We start from the raw sequence: 21949 nt of genomic DNA on the forward strand, positions 1-21949 counted from the left end.
TCTATACGGAAATAAATCCATATCATTTCTTTTCCTTCTATTAACGAGGAGTGGTTTTGAAGCGTGGGTCTTTTCTTTGCTTATTAAATAGTCTGCCATGTCAAAGAAAAAAACTTCGCAACGCGTTAAGCAGAGCATGTTGTCAACCCTCCTGGGGCGTTCATTATCGGCATTTGGTGGTCTTTTTTTACTGATTTTGCTGTCCAGAAAATTGTCGCCAAACGAGTACGGTCTATTTTTTACGATATGGGCAATGGCGGAAATTGCCATTCTCATCAGCAATTTTGGCCTCATTCATGCGGTGTATCGTTATGTGAGTGCCGATGAACACCATAATGGAAAAATACAGGCATTTGGTCCGATTTGGCAGTTGGTAGGATTGCGTTGTTTGAGTTTGTTACCAGTGAGTCTAGGGTTATTGACCTTTCCGAAAATTACCGGAATGCTCGGTGCCAAAATTCTGACTGAAGAGATGATTTATTATCTGGCGATCATAATTTTTTGCGAGGGCATATCTCGTTTCTATGAAGCTATTTTTGACTCGATGATGTGCCAAGGGCGTAGCCAATTTACACTTGTCATACGCACCGTGTTCAGATTGGGGGGGTATTGTTATTTTTTGTATGCTGGGGATTTCCATATCCAGAAAGTATTATGGGTGGAAGTCGCCGCCGGCATTAGTGGCGCCTTGCTGGGCTCATCGATGTTGCTGCATGCGTTGGTTATCGCGCGCCACAATGGCAGCGGAGATGGAGCTTTAAATATTGAGCCGCTGCCATCCAATAAGTCCATATTTATATTTGTTTTTCCTGCCTATCTTGCGCAAGTGCTGACCCTTACTTACGGGCCAGATGCGTTGAAATTGATTCTTTCCTCAGCTGCCGGTGCGGCGGCGATGGCGACTTTTGGTTTTGCATATTCGCTGGCTGGAGTGATTCAACGTTATATGCCAATTAATCTGCTTGCTGGCGTTTTTCGTCCTGTTTTCGTTGCTGCCGCGAAGAAAGATGAGACTGGGTCGATGTTGTCTACTCTTGTGGGAATGTGCGTAAAGATCAATTGGATGATGATTTTGCCAATACTGTGTTTTTTTTGTGGAGGAGGCGGTGCACTTCTTTCACTAATTTCAGGCGGTAACTATTTGGATGCTGGTTCGATTGTCATTGTTATCGTGGCAGCATTGCTGATGATGGCCATTCATCTTACATTTTCCATGTATTGCCTGGCGCAGGCTGTATCTTGGCCGGTTTTGTTGGCAACGGGTGTCAGTTCCATCTGTTTTCCTGTTGCCTTTGTGTTGGCGAAAAATTACGGCGCTATAGGTATTTCAATAGTTTTTCTTTTGAGTGAAACCTTGTGGTGCATGGTCTGCTATGGCGCCATATATTGGCATAGTAAAGGCAAGTTGAAGCTGGATTGGATTGGGTTTCTCAGAATACTAGGTATTGCTGTCGTCGCAGTAATATCCGGAGAATGCATGAAATTACTGGGCTTGGCTTGGTACGTGGCTGCCCCGCTAGAGTGCGCCCTGTTTGTTGGTATAATATTGTTTTTTATGCCATTCTCAAAGCAAGAGAAAACCTGGCTATTGTCGATATTGCCCGTTTCACGATTCATAAGGTCAAAAGCTGCACATGAAGCATAATCAAATCAGCCCCTCAGCCTCCGGCAATGTCTCCGCAATTAAAATATTTCCGAAATGTAAATCCCTGATTGAGAAGGTTGTCGAGGGTGGTTACTGTATCGGGTGCGGAGCATGTACCGTCGTAGATCGACGTATTATCATTCAGGAAAATACATATGGTGATCTGGTGGCCATCATTCCACCTGAGTCCATCGGTGATCCGCTGAAGGCTTCCGAAGTATGTCCCTTTGCCACGGCAAGGGACGAGAGCCAAATTGCCTCACAGGTCTTTCTAAATGCCAGTCAAAAAAGCCGGATTGCTGGATGGTTTGAAACACTGTATAAGGGATATTCAAACTCCTATCGTGAGTTTGGTTCCTCTGGCGGTATTGGCACACACATATTGTCGCGTTATTTATTGTCGCATAAAATTGATGGCGTGATTTGTGTCGGCCCTTCTGATGAACAGCTCGTGCAGTTTCAGGTAGTTAACGATACAGCTGAATTGCTAGCCTGCTCAACTTCATTTTACTATCCTGTCACGTTGGCATCCGCTCTGCAATTTGTGCAGGAAAATCCCGGACGATATGCATTTACCGGCGTTCCCTGTTTCCATAAGGCGCTGCGCTTGTTAAAAGAGCAGGATGTAGTGCTGCGCGAACGAATTGTGCTGCAGGTTGGACTGGTATGTGGCCAGATGAAAAGTAGTCATTATGCGGATTACATGGCCCGACGCACCGGCATGCCTGAAGGTGCCGAGTTACGACGTATTTCATTTCGCAGTAAAAAAAATACTCCCCGCGCCGATGATTATAATTTCGTCGCCAATTGGGCGCTTCCTGACGGCGGAGAAGGAAGCGGAACCCTGGCTGCCCATGCCATCGGGTTCCACTGGGGCATGAGTTATTTCAAACCCAAGGCTTGTGATTATTGTGACGATGTTTATGCGGAGTGCGCGGATATTTCAATTATGGATGCCTGGTTACCAGGTGATGTGGAAGATGCACGTGGTACCAGTATTGTCATTGCCAGATCTAAAGTGGTTAGCAATTTTCTTGATAAGGAAGTCCAGGACGGGCATGTGACTTTGAATTCCTGCACCTTGGAGCAGGTGATTCAATCCCAAGAGGGAGGGCTGCGGCATCGTCGGCAGGGTTTGCGTTTTCGCTTGTGGTTGGCGAATCTTCGCGGTGGTTGGTTTCCCCGCAAGAGGGTGGAAAAAAGATTTAGTGTGGGATTTTTTGTCGGAATAGAAATGATTTTCAGAATGCTGCTGCGTGCCACGTCACGTGGCGCCTACAAATTGCAACTGCACAGTAATGCCGGCTTGACTGTATTTAGGACCATTATGCTTGGGCCAGAGTTTGGCTATAAAGTTTTTTCAAAGATTCGACGTATTTGTGAAAGAAAAATGGGAAAGAAATCCAATCAACGTTTCTTTGAAATTGATTCCTGATTTTTCTTTTGATGATCTTGATGGTTTTCCTGAAGAAAGAATGTGATGGTTTCATTGACGTATGATTTTTTTTCGATTGATTTATTGCTGGTTATAATCAATGCTGAAATGTATGCAGGGGTAATATGAAAAGTAAAAATTTCGGCGCCATGGCAGGAAAATTTGCAATAATTGCGCTCGCAACGATATTGACTTTTTTCCTGGCTGCATTTGTCGCATTGGCCGGACCGAGTAAGTTGACCTTTTTAATGGTCGGCGCTTTGGCTGCCTTGTTTTTGTTTTTATTTGACAACCAGCGTCTTATTTTTTTGATGGGTATTCTTGTGTTTCTGGTTATCGGGCAATTGATGTATTTTGCCAGAATAAACCAGGCATTATGGCTGCCCTATGGTTTGGCCGCCTTGCTTTTTTTGCGTATCCCTTCCACTTATTTGCTTAGTCCATTTTTAAAATTGCGCTTGCCATTTCCATTGCAATTTCCGTTGGGTATTTTTTTTCTGGCTGTGTTTTTTTCAATAGCCATTAATATGCCACCATTTCTTCAAGTGGTCGTCGGCGGAAAAAATATGATTATGCTGTGGAGCGTTTTTCTATTGCTTGCCATGTTTGCAATACCCTTCAAAAAAATGGAGAAAATGCTCTCCATGCTGCTCTTGATGGTTTTTCTGCAGATTCCATTTGTTTTGTATCAATATTTTATTGTTGTTCCTACGCGTAGCACTGCCGGTGGGAAACGTGGGGTTGCTTGGGATGCAGTCGTCGGTTCAATGGGCGGGGATCCAGACTCCGGTGGTGCCAGCGGATCGATGGCATTTATTATTATCCTGGGTATGATCATGGCGATTAGTTTGTGGCGATACAAACAAATTCGCTTGCGTACGGTTTTGGCAATATGGCTGGCTGGATTCTTGTGTATCGGACTTGCTGAAGTGAAAGTGGTGGTGGTTCTTTTGCCTATTGGTATGGCGATATTGTATCGAAAGGATTTATTAAAACGTCCTTTGAAGGCTGTCTTGGGTGCCATTGTCGTTCTTTCTCTGGCAACAGGTATTCTGGCAGTTTACAGCATGATGTATTCGGCCGGATCCAAGAAGCCACACGATCTGTCGCAATTACTCGATCAGTCTTTTGGCTATAGTGTGGATACACATTTTATCAATTTTGAAACAGGTGAAATGGGGCGCAATGCCGCCTTGGTATTTTGGTGGGAACAAGGTTTTGAGCCGGATCCGTTACGTGGGTTCTTGGGATATGGTCCGGGTGCGAGCCGTAGTTCAAGTACGCTTGCCGTTGGCGAGATAGCCGCCAAATACAAATTCAGTATTGATCGATCGACGGCAGCACAACTGTTATGGGAAATCGGTCTTGCAGGATTCGTGGCATATGTTTTTATCATCGCAGGAGCGGCCTTGATCGCCATGCGTAGTGTTTCGTCATTCGCCTCCGCTACTACCAGAGCCATGTTGGAAGCCACCGCAGCCGGTTTGGCAATGATGCTCGTGATGTTGCCATATGGTCGCGATGTTTTGGAGGTGCCGGCATTGACATTTACTTTGATGTGCATGTTGGGCTATGTCGCTCAAGCGCAAACATTGCGGCAACTGAGTGGGAAAAAGAGCGGGTATTTCAGGCAGATATCCGGTGCTGAATCACCACCGCTTATTACAGATGATGACACCATAAAACTGCTGAAGATATAGTGAATTTCCTGCTGATGTTCATCATCTATGCCTGAAATCATGAGAAACACTTATATGGATAATGTATGACAAAAATTTTTTTTGCTGGACATAATAATTTCGGTAATCGAGGTTGCGAAGCATTGGTGCGTTCAGTTTCCGGATTGATTCGGCAGCGGGTCGATAGTATGCGTTTTATTACGCCATCATTGGCGCCGGAGCGCGACCTTCGCCAATGGACGACAGGACCGAAAAATGGCATTGATTTCGTACCCGCCTCCAGCGTAGCAAGCGGTTTGCGCTGGTGGAGCCGCGCCAACCGTGTGCTTCCATTTGTCGAAAAAGTTGGACGTCCTATTTTTCGCTCCGATGCCTTGCTGGAGAAGCAAATTGCCGAAGCGAATTTATTGATCATGACAGGCGGCGATACAATTTCACTTGACTATGGTCTGGTATCTCTTTACCAACATACTGCAACAGTTGATACAGCAAAAAAGCTTGGTATCCCAGCTGTGTTGTGGGGGGCTTCGGTGGGCCCGTTCAGCCGTAAACCGCATGTGGAAAAATTTATGCGTGGACATCTTGCCGATTATGCTGCTATTACCGTGCGCGAATCGGAGACTGCGCGTTACCTGAAGAAAATCGGTGTAGAGAATGTTATTCAGGTAACTGATCCGGCGTTTACGTTGCAGCCAGAAGAATTCGATGTTTCTGAGATATTGCCTGCTGCTCCGGAAGGCATTATTGGTATAAATGTGAGTCCATTGGTAAGAGGGTATCTTGCCGATAATAATGCACGCGAAAAACTAGATAGTGACGTGGCATTGTTTATCCGGGAATTGGTTGAGAAGCGTGGTTTCGGCGTTGTGCTGCTTCCGCATGTCGGGCCGCTCGATGGCGGCACCTGGGCCAGCGATTATCATTATTTGCTCAATTTGGTTGACAAGTATAAGTTGCAACATTCACGTATTCGTCTGGCTCCACCGATGTTGAATGCTGCGCAATTGAAATTTTTAATTTCCCGTTTTCGGTTTTTTATCGGCGCACGGACACATGCTACGATTGCGGCTTTTTCGACAGGCGTACCGACTATCTCCATTGCCTATAGCGTCAAAGCCAAAGGCATCAACCGGGATTTATTTGGCGATACCAATCTTGTAGTAGATACTCCCGCTGTGACGATTGACAGTTTGCGGTTGTATTTGAATAAACTCGTGACTCAGGAGAGTGATATTAAAGCATTGCTGGCCGAAAGGATTCCAGAATGGCGACGACGTGCGGCTATTCCTGTCGAATCGGTATTGCAGCTTATCGGGAGCCGCTGAGATGTCTGGAGTACCTGTCAGTATTGTCATCAAGGCATTGAACGAAGAGCGTAATATTGCACGTGCAATCGAAAGTGCATTACGTGCAGTTGAGCGTGTTGGTGGGGAAGTCATTCTTGCTGACTCGGCATCCACTGATAGAACGGTAGAGATTGCATCTGCCTATCCGATTTTAATCGTGCAATTGCTTAATGCTGAAGAGCGTTGTTGCGGTATTGGTGCGCAATTGGGGTTTCAGCATGCGAAGGGGGATTTCGTTTATATCCTGGATGGCGACATGGAAATGCATGAGGGATTTCTGGAGCAAGCATTGGCTTGTCTGGCATCCCATCCGGACGTCGCCGGGGTTGGCGGAATTATTCGCGAAAAAAATACACAAAGCTTGGAGTATCAGGCGCGAGCCGAGCGGGCTCCCGCGAACCTCCAGCCAGGTCAGGTGGATAGACTCGACATGGGGGGATTGTATCGGCGCGAGGCAATAGCCGAGATTGGATACCTGACTGATCGTAATCTGCACAGTTATGAAGAATTCGATTTGGGAATCCGCTTGCGCGCAGCCGGGTGGACCTTGCGCCGTATTCCGGTCGACGCAATCGATCATTACGGACACACCACGGAGGCAATTAAGCTGCTATGGCGACGCTGGAAGACTCGTTATATCTGGGGAATCGGTGAGGTATTGAGGGCTTCTTTTGGCAAGCCGCATATGCGTTTGCTGGTGCGTGAACTTCGAGACTTTTATCTTGGTATGGCCGTTCTCGGGTGGTGGGCTAGCCTGCTCTTGCTGTCCTTCCTCCCTGTTACCTGGAGCCTGAAGGTTGTCCTGCTGGTCCTGGATCTGCTTTTTCCTTGGCTGGTGATGTCAGTCAAAAAACGCTCATTTGTGCGCGGGGCATATGCGATTCTAACGTGGTGCGTGAGCACTGGAGGATTGATCCGTGGGGTATGCATGCGTCGCCGGGCACCGGCGGAACGGATTGAGGTCAGGTGCATAGACGTGCGGTAAACACCAGCGAAGCACTGACTTATTTATCTGGCACCGTTCCCTGCGGCAGGTCCAACCTGAGACAATATCGGTATCGCCACCGTCCGCCATCGACCATGCAAAAGAGATACTCTGACCTTGAGTACGCCGCCAAGAAGAAGCTGACGCGGCGCGACCACATCCTGGCCGAAATCGATAGCGTGACCCCGTGGGGCAAGCCGCATAAAACCGTCGAGCCGTTCTATCCGAAGGTCGAAGGGCCTTCGGCGACGCCGGCTACGAAGGTGTGGAAAAGCGGCCCGAAAATATCGGTAAATCGGTAAATTGGTGACGTGGCAGGCGGACATGAAGCGCGCTAAACGCAAGGCGCTGCCCAAAAGCAAACTGGGGGGGGCATGCCGGAAAAGCTGGCACACCACCGGAGGGCCAGCGTTCGTGCGAAAGTTGAGTATCCGCTTCATGTCGTCAAGACCCTGTCCCGTCATCGTGAAACGCGCTATCGCGGCCTGGCCAAAAACCCCGCTCAACTCTTTACGTTGATCGCTTTCGCCAATCTGCCGCTGGCAGGCAGGCGTTTTACGATCACCGAATCCTCCTGGTACGTCACGATGATAAAAAAACATGAGGCATTGCGTCGAATTGAACGAAAAACGGGCTTGAGTGGCTCGCCGGCCGGCCATTTGGCGCGCCACCTTGCTATGAAAGCAAATTGATTGGTGCTTCGCTAAGGCATGAATTGATTCAATAAAATAAATATTTTATTTTTAATTCCGTGCCTGAGTAAAATTTTCGATGATCTATTCCATGGATAATATTCGATATTTATCAATGTTGATTATTCGGGAAAAGTTGATTTTCGAAGCAGTAATTCTTATGGCAATATTATCGAGGAAGATTAATTCTAGTGTTGTACGTCATAAAAAAATAATGCAGTCTTTGCCTTGAAATGACTTGCCACTCAAGTGAAGATGCTAAAATAGATGCCAGATTAAATTGTCTTATGGCAATAAATAGATCGCTTTTCGGGCTAACTAATTTTTCTTCGTTCATCTTCTCGGTGATCCTCAATCGCCTGTTGGCGACGACCCTTTGCGACACTTCCTGACGAGAGCCTTGGTATGAAAGTTGTTGATCTGCGCGGTGCAATCTTTTTTTACATGACAATTTTATAAATTGTAGCTATTTTTCGAAACGGGGGGCGTGATGCTTAAACAATATGCAACTTGTGGGCGTGTGGCGAAATTCTTGATGTTCCTGGGCTTGTCCGGACTCGCAACGCTCAATGTGCACGCGGCTGAATGGAATACCATTCAGGATACCAGCCTGGTGATTCGAGAGGGCGGTCCACTTGATTTCAGCAAATGGCTACCGGCGGGTGTCGCCGGTGCACAGGGACGAGTGATCGTCGGTCCTCAGGGACGTTTTGCCTTCGCCAACAAGCCTGAGACTCCGGCCAAGTTAAATTGTGTTTCGTTGGCGTGGAGCCCAGCTACTGGCGGATATCCCGATAAGACGATGGCGGACCTCTTCGCCCGGCAAGTCAAAGTGCATGGCTATAATCTGGTTCGCATTCACTATGCAGAAGCCTTGCTGATGTCCAATCGGGTGGGGGACTTTGATTTCGATCCCGTTCAACTCGATCGCTTTTATTACTTTCTCTCTGCATTGAAACGTGAAGGCGTGTATTGGGTAATCGATGCCATGACTTCCGAAAATGGCGCATATGGTAACGTCATGCCTCATCGCTGGATTCAGCAATACAACCTGAAATATATGGTCCATGTGGATGATAAAGCCAAGGCGCATTGGCGTATGCTGATCGATAAGCTCTATGTACCTAAGAATCCGTACACCGGGATCAGCGTTTTGGCTGACCCTGCGTTGGCTGGCATGGTGCTGCTGAATGAGGGGGGCATGAATTTCCTTGCAGCCACGCGCGAAGGCGGTATCTGGCGAGCGGAGCTCCAGCCTCTTTTTGTCGCATTCCTGAAACGCCGTTATCCGAACGATTCGGAGTGGAGCAAGGCGTGGGGCGATGTGCGTGGAACGGAGTCGCTTGCGAGAGGGACGGTGATTTTGCCGGAAGTGCTACGCAAATATTCGCCACGGATGGCTGATTTTCAGCGTTTTCTGACAGAGCTTGAAACTGATACCGGACGGTGGATGACGAGCCACTTGCGTGAGCGGGGCTACGTTGGACCATTGACGTCGTATGATAACTGGCTTTCAACGCAGAGTAATGCCACCAGGTCTTCTTTCAACTGGATTGACATGCATGCCTACCATGACGAATCCCTGGGTTTTTCGCCGGGTACGACCATTGCACAAACCAGTTCGACCGTCACTGCCGCGCGATATGCCCGTTGGCTTGCAACATCTCGTCAGTCTGGCAAGCCGTTTTCCGTCACCGAGTATGGGCAACCATTCTGGAATCGTTTTCGTTTTGAGGCAGGTGCCATTGTTCCCGCGATGGCTGCGTTTCAGGGATGGGATTTTGCGTGTTTACATGGTGAGGGGGGCATTGATCTGACCTTCTATAGCAGCGCGAGCCGAAAATCAGCAATTCATCCATATGGTGTCGGCATTGATCCTGTCAGCCGGGCAGGTGAGACGTTGTCTGCTCTCTTGTACATGCGTGGTGACGTCAGTCCGGCAATCAATAGAATTGCCGTTAATTATCAGAATGATGCTGCATTCAAGGGAAATTATCTGGATGGCATTTCAGAGGACATTGGAATGTTGTCGTGGGTAACGGGTGTCGAGTTGCTGCATCCAGGTGAAAAGTCGACGGTGCCTATCAAGCAAACCCTTTTGCCGCTGAATACAACTGAGCTGACGTGGGGCTTGACTCGAACGGCGGCGCAGGTACCTATGACGCTGAACGATTTTGCCCTAGACACTCGTCTGAGCAGCTTACGTAAAGTAGGCGTGATCGATGCGACAAACCGGAGTAACGTGACTGCAGGCGTGTATGAAAGCGACACCAAGCAGTTGTTGATGGATATGAAAACTAACAGGTTCACCGTCATCACACCACGTACCGAGGCAGTAACGCTGGGTACTGCGGCAAGTAATGTTGCATTGAAAAATTTAAAGGTAATCGCCACTACCTCGCCAGGATTGGTATCAGCGAGCGCCTTGGATGATTTTCCCTTGGCGCAGAGCAAGAAAATATTGTTAATTTTTGCTACCGATGCCCAAAATACTGGTATGAAGTTCGCTGACAGTGAGCGGCGCGAATTAGTTTCGCTGGGTACGATCCCGGTGCAGTTGCAGCGTAGTGTGGTGAATCTGAGCTTGGCGTTGGGCCATGCTGCGGAAATGAAGCTGACCGCGCTAACATTGAATGGAGAGTTGGGAGATAGCATTCCTTTGACGCGTTCAGGAAATACCTGGACGATGAAACTGGACTCCGTGGCATCGACGAAAGGCCCGACGACCTTCTTCTTACTTGATGTAAAGTAAACTCACTTTTCCCCCTATGCAAACTGGCGTCATTTCCTGACGCCAGTTTGCCGTCATCTTGCATTTCTGCCATTGGTAGCATGCATTGTCTGTATCTACTCCCTTGACTGCACCGGTTTATAGGAATTTTCCTGATTCCTATGGGCCAGTTTTTGCTTCCGACGATATACCTTGCCGGGCAGTTGTCGTACCGATGAAGTCCGCAGCAACTTTTCTGTGCTCTCATGGCTCAAGATGCCAGAATGGGAGGCTTCGGCACCTCCGCCGAGGGGAAACGCTTGCGCGGGCTGCCAGCGAAAGGATCTTTGCACACCCAGCACATGTTTAGTTGACTAGATTATAAAAAAATAATTTATAATATGAAAATGACTACTGTAATGCTGTTAGGGCCTTCGCTGAGCGCAGTCAGCGGTGTGAGTACCCACTTAAATCAGATGTACCGATCCAGCTTGTCTCATGATTTCGATCTTGTGCATTTTCAGGTCGGTAGCGAAGGGCGTGGCGAGTCGGCGGCGGGAAAGCTGCTACGGCTCCTGATCAGTCCGTTTCAATTTGCGAGCGCGCTTGTTCGGGTGCGGCCCGACATTGTTCACGTGAACACGTCGATGGAGCAAAAGAGTTACTGGCGCGATATAGTCTATGTGCTAATTGCCAAGCTGGCTGGCAGGCGAGTCTTGTACCAAGTACACGGCGGCGCATTGCCAGAAGTGTTTTTCGGTAATCGTCCTGTGCCCACTGGTTTGTTGCGCAGGGTGTTGCGCTCGGTGGACGCGATCGTGTTGTTGGCGCAGCGGGAGTTGCACGCTTATCGGCAGTTCGACCAAGCACTGCCGCTGAAGGTGATCCCGAATGCAATCGATATGGTCGCTGATCCACAGGGCAAACAGGTGCATGCACGACCCTTGTTGCTGGTATATGTGGGGCGGCTGGCCGAAAGCAAGGGGGTGTTTGAATTGCTGGCAGCGTTGGCCTTGGTTCGTTCCGCTGGCGTGAGGGTGATCTTGAGAATAGCTGGCAGCGGACCTGCCGAGGCTGACTTGAGGGCACAGGTGGTCCAACTGGCTTTGCAGGATAGCGTCACTTTCCTGGGGCCAGTGTTTGGTCAGGAAAAAGACCAGCTATGGGAGTGCGCTGATGTGTTCGGTTTCCCCACACATCATGAGGGATTGCCATATGCTTTACTGGAAAGCATGGCCGCTCGTACGCCAGCTGTGGTATGTCCTGTAGGCGCAATTCCTGATGTGATGCAGGATGGCGTGCATGGCCTGTTTGTGGCACCGCACGATCCCCATGCACTGGCACAAGCTATCTTGCGTCTGGATAATGACCGCGAGTTGCTGAAACGCATGGGCCAAGCATGCCGCCAGCGCATCGAGAGTTATTATTCTCTTGAGCGGCTGGCGCAAGACTTCCGTGATACCTATGGCGCTTTGCGTCGCTAAGACTACTTTCAAGAGGTTGTTATTCATGTGTGGTATTGCTGGTTTCCTTCTTCCTGCATCCTTTCCCGGACAGCGTGACATCATGACGGCGATGGGCGCAGCGATTGCCCATCGGGGGCCCGACGACACCGGCATACTCGATGTTGCCAGCAGCGACGGGCGGTATCGGGTTGGCCTCGTGCACAGGCGCCTGTCGATTATCGATATCGCCACCGGCCACCAGCCGCTGGGGAACGAGGATGGCCAGGTGCAAGTCGTCTTCAATGGCGAGATCTACAATTTCCAGCCGCTGCGCGAGCAATTAATGGCGTTGGGCCATACTTTCCGTACGGCATCCGATACGGAAACCATCGTGCATGCCTATGAACAATGGGGCGAGGACTGCGTGCGGCATTTCCGCGGCATGTTTGCCTTCGCAATCTGGGATGCGCGTCACGACCGCCTGTTCATCGCGCGCGACCCGTTCGGCAAAAAACCCGTGTTCCTGTCCGAACATGAGGGCGGCTTGCTGTTCGCCTCGGAAATCAAGGCCGTGCTGGCCTTTCCTGGCGTCGTGGCCGAGGCCAACGAAGCGGCCATCTGGGACTATTTTGCCTACCGCTATGTACCAGGTCCGGCGACCCTGTTCAAGAACATACGCAAGCTCGCGCCCGGCTCCACCTTGACATGGGAAAATGGCGTGCTGCGCGAACAAGTGTATTTCACGCCAGCCGACAGCCGTGTCCGCGCAGACCTACCATTGCCTGCCGATCCCGTCGCCGCCTTCCTCGACAAGCTTGACGAATCGGTACGCATCCGCATGATTTCCGATGTGCCGTTTGGCGCCTTCCTGTCGGGTGGAATCGATTCTTCCGCCGTGGTAGCGCTGATGTCGCGCCATACGGAGATGCCCGTCAAGACGTTCTCCGTCGGCTTCAAGGAGGGCGGCTTCAGCGAACTGGCATATGCGGCCGATATCGCGCGCCAGTTCAAGACCGATCACCATGAGCTGGAAGTGTCGGTTGACCAGGTGATCGAGTTGCTGCCACAGCTCGTGCGTTTCCGCGACGCTCCCGTGGCAGAGCCTTCCGATATTCCCATCTTCCTGCTGGCGCAAGAGTCGCGCAAAACGGTCAAGATGGTCTTGACGGGGGAAGGTTCCGATGAAATCCTGGGCGGCTATCCGAAGCACGTGTATGAACGCTATGCCGGAAGCTATCAACAATTGCCTGGCTTGCTGCGGCGCGGCGTGATCGAGCCGGCCATCGGCGCCTTGCCATATCGCTTCCGCCGCGCCAAGACGGCCATCGTCAACCTGGGCCTGGAGGCGTTCGACGAACGTATGCCGCGCTGGTTTGGCATGATGTCCGATCAGGAGCGCGCGCGCCTGGTGGCCATGCCGGCGCCAGTGCGCGCGCGCGATGCCACCCTGGGCTGTGGCAGCGCCGGCAACAGCGCCTTGCGCCGTATCCTCTGCTTCGATCAGTTGAGTTGGCTTCCCGACAATCTGCTGGAACGGGGCGATCGCATGACCATGGCCGCGTCGCTGGAAGCGCGCATGCCCTTCATGGACCACGAACTGGCGGCCTTTGTCTCCAGCCTGCCCGATGATTACCGCGTGCGTGGCCGCACCACCAAATGGATATTGCGCGAGGCGATGAAGCAGTTGTTGCCGCAGGCTATACTGGAACGGCCCAAGGTGGGCTTCCGCGTGCCCGTGAATGAATGGTTTCGCGGCCCGATGAAAGATTACCTGTACGAGCACCTGACGGGCGCTGCTTCGCGCACGCGCCACTATTATCATCCGGCGGCGCTGCAGCAGGTGCTGGCCGAGCATGTGGGCGGACGGCAGAACCACGAGAAGTTGTTGTGGAGCTTGCTGACCCTGGAAATCTGGCATCGCCAGTATCTGTGAGATGCGGCCATGCTGAGTAATTTGTCCTGGAAGCTGAACCGCCTGCGTGCCATGGGGGCGCCGGAGGTGGCGCACCGCGTACGTGATGCCGTGCAGCAGCGCTTGCAGGCGCGCGGCTTTGGCCTCGCGCATGCGCCAGCGCCACCTTCGCGTCAGCGTTTTGGCGCGTCATGGCTGGGCTTGCCAGCAGACGGCTCGCCGTACCTGGCTGCCGCCGAGCGTATCCTGTCCGGCCGTTTCGACGTGTTCGCCTTGCGTGATGTCAACCTGGGTTTTCCGCCTGAATGGAACCGTGATCCGAAGACGGGCACACTGGCGCCACTCGGTTTTGGCAAGACGCTTAATTATCGCGATGAAGCGGTGGTGGGCGATATCAAATGCCTGTGGGAGCCGAACCGCCATCTGGCGCTGACGGATCTGGCGATGGCCTATCGGCTGAGTGGCGAACTGCGCTACGCGCAGGCTGTGCAGGCTTTGCTGGAATCGTGGTGGCAGCAATGCCCATATCCGCTGGGGCCCAACTGGAGCAGCGCGCTGGAATTGGCCTTGCGCCTGGTCAGCTGGTCGCATGCCTGGCATTTGTTGGGCGGACCCGACAGTCCCCTGTTCCAGGGAACCGCGGGGCAAGCCTTCCTGCAGCGCTGGCTCGACAGTATCTACCAGCATTGCCATTTTATCGCCGGGCATTTCTCGCGCCACTCGTCGGCCAACAACCATTTGTTCGGCGAATTGACGGGTTTGCATGTGGCGGCCCTGACGTGGCCTTGCTGGCCGGAAAGTGCCGCCTGGCTGGCACAGACGGAAGCGGAGCTGGAAGCGGAGGCGCTGAAACAGAATGGCCCAGACGGCGTCAATCGTGAACAGGCCATTTACTACCAGCATACGGTGGCCGACGAGATGCTGCTGTGCTTGTTGGTAGGCAGGGCTAATGGCCGGCCCCGCTCGGGTGCATTCGAGCAGCGCCTGGAAGTCATGCTGGAATTTATTGCCGCCATGATGAACGTGGCTGGCCAGTTGCCGATGATAGGCGATGCCGACGATGCGCAACTGGCAAATTGGGACAAGACCGGCAAGGCCAACCCGTACGCCTCGCTGCTGGCCAGCGGCGCGGCGCTGTTTGGGCGCGCCGACTTCAAGCGCAAGGCCGACTTCTTTGACGACAAGAGTGCCTGGTTGCTGGGCGATGCGGGGCGCCGCGCATTCGACGCCCTGCCCGATGGCGCGGCTGTGGCATTGCCGCGCTGTTTTCCTGACGGCGGGTACTACCTGATGGGCAGCGGCTTCGACACGCGTACCGAAATACGCCTGATTGCCGATGCGGGGCCGCTCGGCTATCTGGGAATCGCCGCGCATGGCCATGCCGACGCCCTGGCGCTGACCTTGTCCATTGCCGGCCAGGCGGTACTGGTCGATCCGGGTACGTATGCCTATCACACGCAAAAACAGTGGCGTGATTATTTCCGCGGTACCAGTGCGCACAATACGGTGCGCATCGATGGTGTCGATCAGTCTGAATCGGGCGGCAATTTCCTCTGGCTGCGCAAGGCCCGGGCGCGCTGCCTCGATTGGCGCGAGGATGCCGATGGCCAGTACTGGAGTGCCAGTCACGACGGTTACATGGGCTTGAAAGATCCGGTGTCGCACCGGCGCGATGTTCGCGTGTCTCACGCGGCGGTCAGTATCGTGGTGGAAGACGTGCTCGAGTGTCATGGCACGCATGAGGTTGAGTTGTTCTGGCATTTCGATCCGCAATGCCAGCTGCATCTGGAAGGGAATGGGCTGCGGGTGCTGGGCACGGCTTTCGAGATTGCCATGCAGTTGCCAGACTTGCCACTTGCTTCGGCGCAATTGGTGAGTGGCAGCGAACGGCCGCCTATGGGATGGATTGCGCATCACTTCGATAAAAAACAGGCTTCGCCCACCTTGGTCTGGCGCGGGCAGCTGCACGGAACGACCACGCTGCGCACGGTATTTCGCGTGGTATTGAATACTCCTGATCTGTAAGAAAATGAAGAGGAAAGCATGAAAATTAGCATATTTGGTTTGGGTTATGTAGGTGCCGTCTCGGCAGGTTGCCTGGCAACGGATGGGCATGAAGTGATCGGCGTCGACCCGAACAAGACCAAGGTCGACCTGATCAACCAGGGCACGACGCCCATCATCGAGAAAGACATCGGCGAGATGATCGCCGCCACCGTGAAAAGCGGCCATCTGCGCGCCACGGCGGACGTGCGCGATGCCGTTTTCGGCTCGGACATGTCGCTCATCTGCGTGGGCACGCCGTCGCAGCTCAATGGCAACCTGGACCTGAGCCACGTGCGCAAGGTGTGCCAGGAAATCGGCGCCGCCATCCGCGAAAAGGACAGCTTCCACGTCGTCGTGGCGCGTTCGACCATGCTGCCCGGCTCCATGCGCTCGCTGGTGATTCCGACCCTGGAGGCGGCGTCGGGCAAGGTGGCAGGCGTCGATTTCGGCGTGTGCAACAACCCGGAATTCCTGCGCGAGGGCACGGCCGTCTACGATTACTACAACCCGCCGAAGACGGTGATCGGTGAATCGGACGAGAAGGCGGGCGCGCTGCTGGTGCAGCTGTATGCCAAGATGGATGCGCCGCTGGTGCGCACGGACGTCGAGACGGCCGAGATGGTCAAGTACACCGACAACACCTGGCATGCCGTGAAGGTGGCGTTTGCCAACGAGATCGGCAATATCTGCAAGGCCGTCGGCATCGATGGCCACAAGGTCATGGAGATCTTCTGCCAGGACACCAAGCTGAACCTGTCGTCGTACTACATGAAGCCGGGCTTCGCTTTTGGCGGCTCGTGCCTGCCGAAGGACGTGCGCGCGCTGACCTACAAGGCGCGCAGCCTGGACTTGGACTTGCCGCTGCTTAACTCTATCCTGCCGTCGAACCAGCGGCAAGTGGAAAAGGGCGTCAAGATGATCGTCGACAAGGGCGCCCGCAAGGTGGGTATCCTGGGTTTCTCGTTCAAGGCCGGCACGGACGACCTGCGCGAGTCGCCGCTGGTCGATGTCATCGAGTATCTGCTGGGCAAGGGCTACGAGCTGAAACTGTACGACAAGAACGTCAACCTGGCCGCCTTGACGGGCGCCAACCAGGATTACATCCTGAACCACATTCCGCACATTTCCAAGCTGATGGTTACCTCGATGCAGGAAGTGCTGGACTTTGCCGACACCATCGTCATCGGCAATGGCGCGGCGGAATTCAAGACCGTACCAGACAGCCTCAAGCCGCACCAGCACATCGTCGACCTGGTGCGCATCAGCAAGGAACAAAGTGGAGAGCAATATGACGGCATCTGCTGGTAAGGCTGGCAGTGCTGGCGGCACGCCGCGGCGCGTCCTGATCCTGGTGGAAAACCTGCCTTCGCCGTTCGACCGGCGCGTGTGGCAGGAGGCGACCACCTTGCATGCGAATGGCTATGACGTGTCGATCATCTGTCCTACGGGCAAGGGTTACGAGTCGCGCTACGAAGCCATCGACGGCATCCATATCTACCGCTACCACCTGCCGCTGGAAGCGGAAGGGGCCAAGGGGTATCTGGTGGAGTATTCGCTGGCGCTGTTCCACACCTTCCGCCTGGCGTGGAAAGTGCATTTCGCGCGCGGCTTCGACGTGATTCACGCCTGCAATCCGCCCGACCTGCTGTTCCTCATCGGCGGCTTCTTCAAGCTGACGATGGGCAAGCGTTTCCTGTTCGACCACCACGACATCAACCCGGAACTCTACGAAGCCAAGTTCGGCCGGCGCGATTTCTTCTACAAGCTGATGGTGCTGTTCGAGCGCTGGTCGTTCCAGAGCGCCGACGTGTCGATCGCCACCAACGAGTCGTACAAGAAGATTGCCATCGAACGGGGCGGCATGAAGCCCGAGGATGTCTACGTGGTGCGCAGCGGACCCAAGCTGGACCGCCTGCGCGTGCTGCCGCCCGTGCCGGAACTCAAGAAAGGTCGTGCCTACCTGGTCGGCTACGTGGGCGTGATGGGCGCGCAGGAAGGCATCGACCTGCTGCTGCAGGCGGCGCAATACATCGTGCAGACCTTGAAACGCGAGGACGTGCAGTTCGGCCTGGTCGGCGGCGGCACCTCGCTCGAGCAGATGAAGCAGATGGCGCAGGACCTGGGCATCGCCGACTACGTGACCTTCACGGGACGCGTGCCGGACCAGCAATTGCTGGAAATGCTCAATACCTCCGATGTCTGCGTGAACCCGGACGTGGCCAACGACATGAACGACAAGTCGACCATGAACAAGATCATGGAATACATGGCCCTGGGCAAGCCGATCGTGCAGTTCGACCTGGTCGAGGGCAAGGTCTCGGCGCAGCAGGCATCGCTGTATGCACTGAAGAACGACCCCATTGACATGGCGCGCAAGATCGTCGAACTGCTCGATGACCCGGCCCGCCGCGAGCAGATGGGCGCCTTTGGCCGCCATCGCGTGGTCAACGAACTGGAGTGGGAGTACGAGGCGCCGAAGCTGCTGGCGGCCTATGCGCGCCTGTTTCCCGGCGTCGTCCCGGCCAGTGCCGCATCGGGCACGCCCGTGACCTTGCGCAAGGATGGCCAGTAACTTGCTGCTTGACCACCCATAACCAATCCTGACGGAGCGACGATGAAAGCAATGATTTTAGCTGCAGGCAAGGGCACGCGCGTGCGGCCGCTGACCTATGATTTGCCCAAGCCGATGATCCCCATCCTGGGCAAGCCCGTGATGGCTTACCTGGTGGAGCACCTGGCCCGTTATGGCGTGACTGAAATCATGGTCAACGTCAGTTATTTGCATGAAAAGATCGAAGAGTATTTCGGCGAAGGCCACCAGTTCGGCGTGCAGATCGGCTATTCGTTCGAAGGCTATACCAACGATGCGGGCGAGGTCGTGCCGGAACCGCTGGGGTCGGCAGGTGGCATGAAGAAGATCCAGGAATTTGGCGGTTTCTTCGATGAGACGACCATCGTGCTGTGCGGCGACGCCCTGATCGATCTGGATCTGAAATCGGCCTTGTTCGAGCATCGACGCAAGGGCGCGCTGGCCTCGGTGATCACGCTGGAAGTGCCGTGGGAAAAAGTATCGAGCTATGGCGTGGTGGTCAGCGATGCGGACGGCCGCGTCCGCGCCTTCCAGGAAAAGCCGGAGCAGGCCGATGCGCTGTCGAATTGCGTCAGCACCGGCATCTACATTTTCGAGCCGGAAGTGCTGGCGCTGATTCCCAACGACCGTCCGTTCGATATCGGTTCCGAGTTGTTCCCGCTGCTGGTGGAAAAGGGCTTGCCGTTCTATGCGCAAAAGCGCAACTACAACTGGATCGACATCGGCAGCGTCAAGGATTACTGGGAAGTGCTGCAAAGCGTGCTGATGGGGGAGGTGGCCCAGCTCGACGTGCCCGGCATCCAGATCGATGACGGCCTGTGGGTCGGCTTGAACACCAGCATCGACTGGAGTGGCGGCACGCGCATCGAAGGCCCCGTCTACATCGGCTCGGGCAGTCGCATCGAAGCGGGCTCTACCATTATCGGGCCTACCTGGATCGGCCATGGCAGCCATGTGTGCAGCGGCGCCGAAGTGGTGCGTAGCGTCTTGTTCGAATACACGCGCGTGCTGCCTGGCGTCGTGCTCGATGAGATGATCGTCTTCAAGGATTACAGCGTCGACCGGGCCGGCGAGATGCGCCACGTGTCCGACTACGACCCTGATGCCTGGGGCAATGCGCGCGACCGGCGCAACCGGCGTCGCGTCGAAGCCTCTGTTGCGCTGTATGCCAGTAAATTCAACGTCGAAGAAGAATTGAACATATGAAAATCTATCCCGTAATCCTCTCCGGTGGTTCCGGCACCCGGCTGTGGCCGCTGTCGCGCGCCGTGTTGCCCAAGCAATTGCTGCCGCTGGTCACGGACCGTACCATGCTGCAGGAGACGGCGCTGCGCGTGCAAAGCTTGCCGAACCGCCGCGCCGGCGATGGCGCCGTGGCTGCGTTCGAAGTCATGCCACCGCTGGTGGTGTGCGGCAATGATCACCGCTTCATGGTGGCGGAGCAGCTGCGCGAGATCGGCCTGGCGCCGCTGGGCATCCTGCTCGAACCGGTGGGGCGCAATACGGCGCCGGCCGTGGCGGTGGCGGCGCAATACCTGCAGGCCATCGATGCACAGGCATTGATGCTGGTCTTGCCGGCCGACCATGTCATCACCGATGTTGCGGCGTTTCACCATGCCATCACGGAGGCGGCGGTGCTGGCCGTGGACGGTGCCCTGGCCACCTTCGGCATCGTGCCGACGGGACCTGAAACCGGCTATGGCTATATCCGCAGCGGCGCGCCGGTGGCCGCCGGTGCGCCAGGCTGCCGCGTCGAGCGTTTCGTGGAAAAGCCGGATCTGGCGACGGCGCAATCGTTTGTTGCGGCTGGGAATTATTTTTGGAACAGCGGCATGTTCATGTTCCGTGCCGAACGCTACTTGAGCGAACTGGGTCAATTCCAGCCAGCCATGCTGGCCGCTTGCGAGGAGGCCGTGCGCAACGGTTACCGCGACCTCGATTTTTGTCGCCTGGAAGAAAAGGCCTTTGCCGCCTGTCCTTCCGATTCGATCGATTATGCCGTCATGGAGCATACCGCGCATGCGGTGGTGCTGCCGGCATCCATAGGCTGGAGCGATGTCGGTTCCTGGTCGGCCCTGTGGGAAGTGCAGCAGCGCGATGCCGGCGGCAATGCGGTGCGCGGCGACGTGTATCTCGATGGCGCCAGCAATTGCCTGGTGCGCGCGGAAAGCCGCATCGTGGCCGTGCTGGGCGTGCAGGACCTGATCGTGGTGGAGACGGACGACGCCGTGCTGGTGGCGCACAAGGACCAGGTGCAGCGCGTCAAGCAGGTGGTCGACCATTTGAAGCAGCAGGGGCGCAGCGAGCACGTGCAGCACCGCAAGGTATACCGCCCTTGGGGCAGCTACGAGGGTATCGACATTGGCGAGCGTTTCCAGGTCAAGCGCATCACCGTCAATCCGGGTGGCAAGTTGTCGCTGCAAATGCACCACCACCGCGCGGAACACTGGGTGGTCGTCAGCGGCACGGCCAGCGTCACCTGCGGCGACAAGGTGAGCTTGCTGACGGAAAACGAATCGACCTATATTCCGATCGGCATGACGCACCGGCTGGAAAACCCGGGCAAGCTGCCGCTGCATCTGATTGAAGTGCAGTCGGGCAGCTATCTTGGGGAGGACGACATCGTGCGGCTGGAGGATGTCTACCGGCGCGTCTGATGTGCGTCCGGGGCTGTGCGGTGCACTACTCGTCAAGCGGAGCCGGATGCATGACGTCGGCAACGCAGTCGCTCTTGACGATTTTTCCAGGATTTCCTGCAACGATGGAGTGGGGCGGGACGTTTTCGCTGACGACGGCGCCGCCCGCGATGCGGCTGCCGCGCCCGATTGTGATGCCGCCCGTGATGATCGCATGCGGACCGACCCATACTTCATCTTCCAGTATCGGGTAACCCGTGACGCGCTGTCCATCTGCGCTGATGCGGTCACGCCGCCCAAGCGTTACGCCATGAAATAACGTTACATTTCGGCCAATGATCGCGCCCTGGCTCATGACCATCCCCCAGCCATGATTCAGGGCAAAGCCGGCGCCAATTTTTGTTTGCCAGGGGAAATCCACCCCTGCCATTGATGCTGCGCACCGATGCAGCAGTTTGCATGCTGGCAGCAATAGCTTCCCGACGCCTCCAGCGCTGTGCGCCCTCTGGCATAGCCGGGCCGTCGCCAAAACGCGAAATGGTCTATTGCGTATTGTTGCCTGAAGCGTCAACAGGGTACTGCTCCGGCCATATTGCCGATAGGTATCTGCCTTCAGTTCCATCCATGCTGACATGTGAGCTCCATGTATTAAAATACATTATTAAAATTCTAATAATTATAACCTTGTCCATAGTGTTATGGTGGTAAAACAGCATTTCAAGTCTACCAAAGGTGATGCCGTAAGAATATTTTTAATTAGAAATAGTACAATAAAGAATTACTTTATGCTATTATGATGCTCGGTTTGATAAGATAAATTCATGTGGG

At 54.2% G+C, this 21949-nt stretch carries 15 protein-coding genes and 1 pseudogene; 15 read left to right on the forward strand and 1 reads right to left on the reverse strand.

The genetic code is table 11. The annotated features are described in order from the left end of the window. Window positions 1–136: 136 nt before the first annotated feature. From AC3RCJ_RS08455 to AC3RCJ_RS08525, 15 genes and pseudogenes are all read left to right on the forward strand, one after another. Window positions 137–1645 carry a lipopolysaccharide biosynthesis protein gene (locus AC3RCJ_RS08455; RefSeq protein WP_492961785.1) on the forward strand — a complete coding sequence of 503 codons (1509 nt, stop codon included), beginning with the start codon at window positions 137–139 and terminating at the stop codon, window positions 1643–1645. Beyond that, complete coding sequence (locus AC3RCJ_RS08460) at window positions 1635–3080, forward strand: Coenzyme F420 hydrogenase/dehydrogenase, beta subunit C-terminal domain (RefSeq protein WP_492961783.1); 1446 nt, start codon at window positions 1635–1637, stop codon at window positions 3078–3080. The genes AC3RCJ_RS08455 and AC3RCJ_RS08460 overlap by 11 nt, the downstream gene beginning before the upstream one ends. A gap of 125 nt (window positions 3081–3205) precedes the next feature. Then, window positions 3206–4780: a hypothetical protein gene (locus AC3RCJ_RS08465; protein ID WP_492961781.1), complete on the forward strand. Its 1575-nt coding sequence runs from the start codon at window positions 3206–3208 to the stop codon at window positions 4778–4780. Between the two features lie 65 nt (window positions 4781–4845). Continuing rightward, window positions 4846–6084 carry a polysaccharide pyruvyl transferase family protein gene (locus AC3RCJ_RS08470; RefSeq protein WP_492961779.1) on the forward strand — a complete coding sequence of 413 codons (1239 nt, stop codon included), beginning with the start codon at window positions 4846–4848 and terminating at the stop codon, window positions 6082–6084. Between the two features lies 1 nt (window position 6085). Further along, the gene (locus AC3RCJ_RS08475) at window positions 6086–7090 is read left to right on the forward strand and encodes a glycosyltransferase family 2 protein (protein ID WP_492961777.1); all 1005 of its coding nucleotides are present in this window, start codon (window positions 6086–6088) and stop codon (window positions 7088–7090) included. Between the two features lie 95 nt (window positions 7091–7185). Then, on the forward strand, window positions 7186–7392 hold the full coding sequence (locus AC3RCJ_RS08480; RefSeq protein ID WP_492961775.1) for a hypothetical protein: 207 nt from the start codon (window positions 7186–7188) through the stop codon (window positions 7390–7392). Continuing rightward, a pseudogene (locus AC3RCJ_RS08485) lies at window positions 7329–7662 on the forward strand (IS5/IS1182 family transposase); the annotation flags it as partial. The gene AC3RCJ_RS08480 and the pseudogene AC3RCJ_RS08485, both read left to right, overlap by 64 nt. A 607-nt stretch (window positions 7663–8269) precedes the next feature. Beyond that, window positions 8270–10534, forward strand: coding sequence for a glycoside hydrolase family 5 protein (locus AC3RCJ_RS08490; protein WP_492961773.1), 2265 nt, complete (start codon window positions 8270–8272; stop codon window positions 10532–10534). Window positions 10535–10893: 359 nt separating this feature from the next. Beyond that, a complete protein-coding gene (locus AC3RCJ_RS08495; protein ID WP_492961771.1) occupies window positions 10894–11976 on the forward strand; it encodes a glycosyltransferase family 4 protein in 1083 nt (360 codons plus the stop codon). Between the two features lie 25 nt (window positions 11977–12001). Continuing rightward, on the forward strand, window positions 12002–13870 hold the full coding sequence (gene asnB / locus AC3RCJ_RS08500; RefSeq protein WP_492965359.1) for an asparagine synthase (glutamine-hydrolyzing): 1869 nt from the start codon (window positions 12002–12004) through the stop codon (window positions 13868–13870). A 9-nt stretch (window positions 13871–13879) separates the two neighbouring features. Beyond that, complete coding sequence (locus AC3RCJ_RS08505) at window positions 13880–15874, forward strand: heparinase II/III family protein (protein WP_492961767.1); 1995 nt, start codon at window positions 13880–13882, stop codon at window positions 15872–15874. Between the two features lie 18 nt (window positions 15875–15892). Beyond that, window positions 15893–17203 carry a nucleotide sugar dehydrogenase gene (locus AC3RCJ_RS08510; RefSeq protein ID WP_492961765.1) on the forward strand — a complete coding sequence of 437 codons (1311 nt, stop codon included), beginning with the start codon at window positions 15893–15895 and terminating at the stop codon, window positions 17201–17203. Next, window positions 17184–18467 (forward strand): glycosyltransferase family 4 protein, encoded by a 1284-nt coding sequence (locus tag AC3RCJ_RS08515; RefSeq protein WP_492961763.1) that lies wholly within the window; start codon window positions 17184–17186, stop codon window positions 18465–18467. The genes AC3RCJ_RS08510 and AC3RCJ_RS08515 overlap by 20 nt, the downstream gene beginning before the upstream one ends. 42 nt (window positions 18468–18509) lie before the next feature. Then, the gene (locus AC3RCJ_RS08520) at window positions 18510–19691 is read left to right on the forward strand and encodes a nucleotidyltransferase family protein (RefSeq protein WP_492961761.1); all 1182 of its coding nucleotides are present in this window, start codon (window positions 18510–18512) and stop codon (window positions 19689–19691) included. After that, window positions 19688–21142: a mannose-1-phosphate guanylyltransferase/mannose-6-phosphate isomerase gene (locus AC3RCJ_RS08525; RefSeq protein ID WP_492961759.1), complete on the forward strand. Its 1455-nt coding sequence runs from the start codon at window positions 19688–19690 to the stop codon at window positions 21140–21142. Before AC3RCJ_RS08520 ends, AC3RCJ_RS08525 begins: the two co-directional genes overlap by 4 nt. Before the next feature lie 25 nt (window positions 21143–21167). On the opposite strand, the gene AC3RCJ_RS08530 is transcribed toward AC3RCJ_RS08525, so the two are convergent. After that, on the reverse strand, window positions 21168–21551 hold the full coding sequence (locus AC3RCJ_RS08530; protein ID WP_492961757.1) for a serine O-acetyltransferase: 384 nt from the start codon (window positions 21549–21551) through the stop codon (window positions 21168–21170). Window positions 21552–21949: the final 398 nt, after the last annotated feature.

Source organism: Janthinobacterium sp. GW822-FHT07H11 (assembly GCF_058798615.1).

Bases quoted from the DNA above. Each gene is read 5' to 3' on its own strand.
- AC3RCJ_RS08455 (WP_492961785.1), top strand. From the start codon at position 137: ATGTTGTCAACCCTCCTGGGGCGTTCATTATCGGCATTTGGTGGTCTT.
- AC3RCJ_RS08460 (WP_492961783.1), top strand. From the start codon at position 1,635: ATGAAGCATAATCAAATCAGCCCCTCAGCCTCCGGCAATGTCTCCGCA.
- AC3RCJ_RS08465 (WP_492961781.1), top strand. From the start codon at position 3,206: ATGAAAAGTAAAAATTTCGGCGCCATGGCAGGAAAATTTGCAATAATT.
- AC3RCJ_RS08470 (WP_492961779.1), top strand. From the start codon at position 4,846: ATGACAAAAATTTTTTTTGCTGGACATAATAATTTCGGTAATCGAGGT.
- AC3RCJ_RS08475 (WP_492961777.1), top strand. From the start codon at position 6,086: ATGTCTGGAGTACCTGTCAGTATTGTCATCAAGGCATTGAACGAAGAG.
- AC3RCJ_RS08480 (WP_492961775.1), top strand. From the start codon at position 7,186: ATGCAAAAGAGATACTCTGACCTTGAGTACGCCGCCAAGAAGAAGCTG.
- AC3RCJ_RS08495 (WP_492961771.1), top strand. From the start codon at position 10,894: ATGAAAATGACTACTGTAATGCTGTTAGGGCCTTCGCTGAGCGCAGTC.
- asnB (WP_492965359.1), top strand. From the start codon at position 12,002: ATGTGTGGTATTGCTGGTTTCCTTCTTCCTGCATCCTTTCCCGGACAG.
- AC3RCJ_RS08505 (WP_492961767.1), top strand. From the start codon at position 13,880: ATGCTGAGTAATTTGTCCTGGAAGCTGAACCGCCTGCGTGCCATGGGG.
- AC3RCJ_RS08510 (WP_492961765.1), top strand. From the start codon at position 15,893: ATGAAAATTAGCATATTTGGTTTGGGTTATGTAGGTGCCGTCTCGGCA.
- AC3RCJ_RS08515 (WP_492961763.1), top strand. From the start codon at position 17,184: ATGACGGCATCTGCTGGTAAGGCTGGCAGTGCTGGCGGCACGCCGCGG.
- AC3RCJ_RS08520 (WP_492961761.1), top strand. From the start codon at position 18,510: ATGAAAGCAATGATTTTAGCTGCAGGCAAGGGCACGCGCGTGCGGCCG.
- AC3RCJ_RS08525 (WP_492961759.1), top strand. From the start codon at position 19,688: ATGAAAATCTATCCCGTAATCCTCTCCGGTGGTTCCGGCACCCGGCTG.
- AC3RCJ_RS08530 (WP_492961757.1), bottom strand. From the start codon at position 21,551: ATGGCAGGGGTGGATTTCCCCTGGCAAACAAAAATTGGCGCCGGCTTT.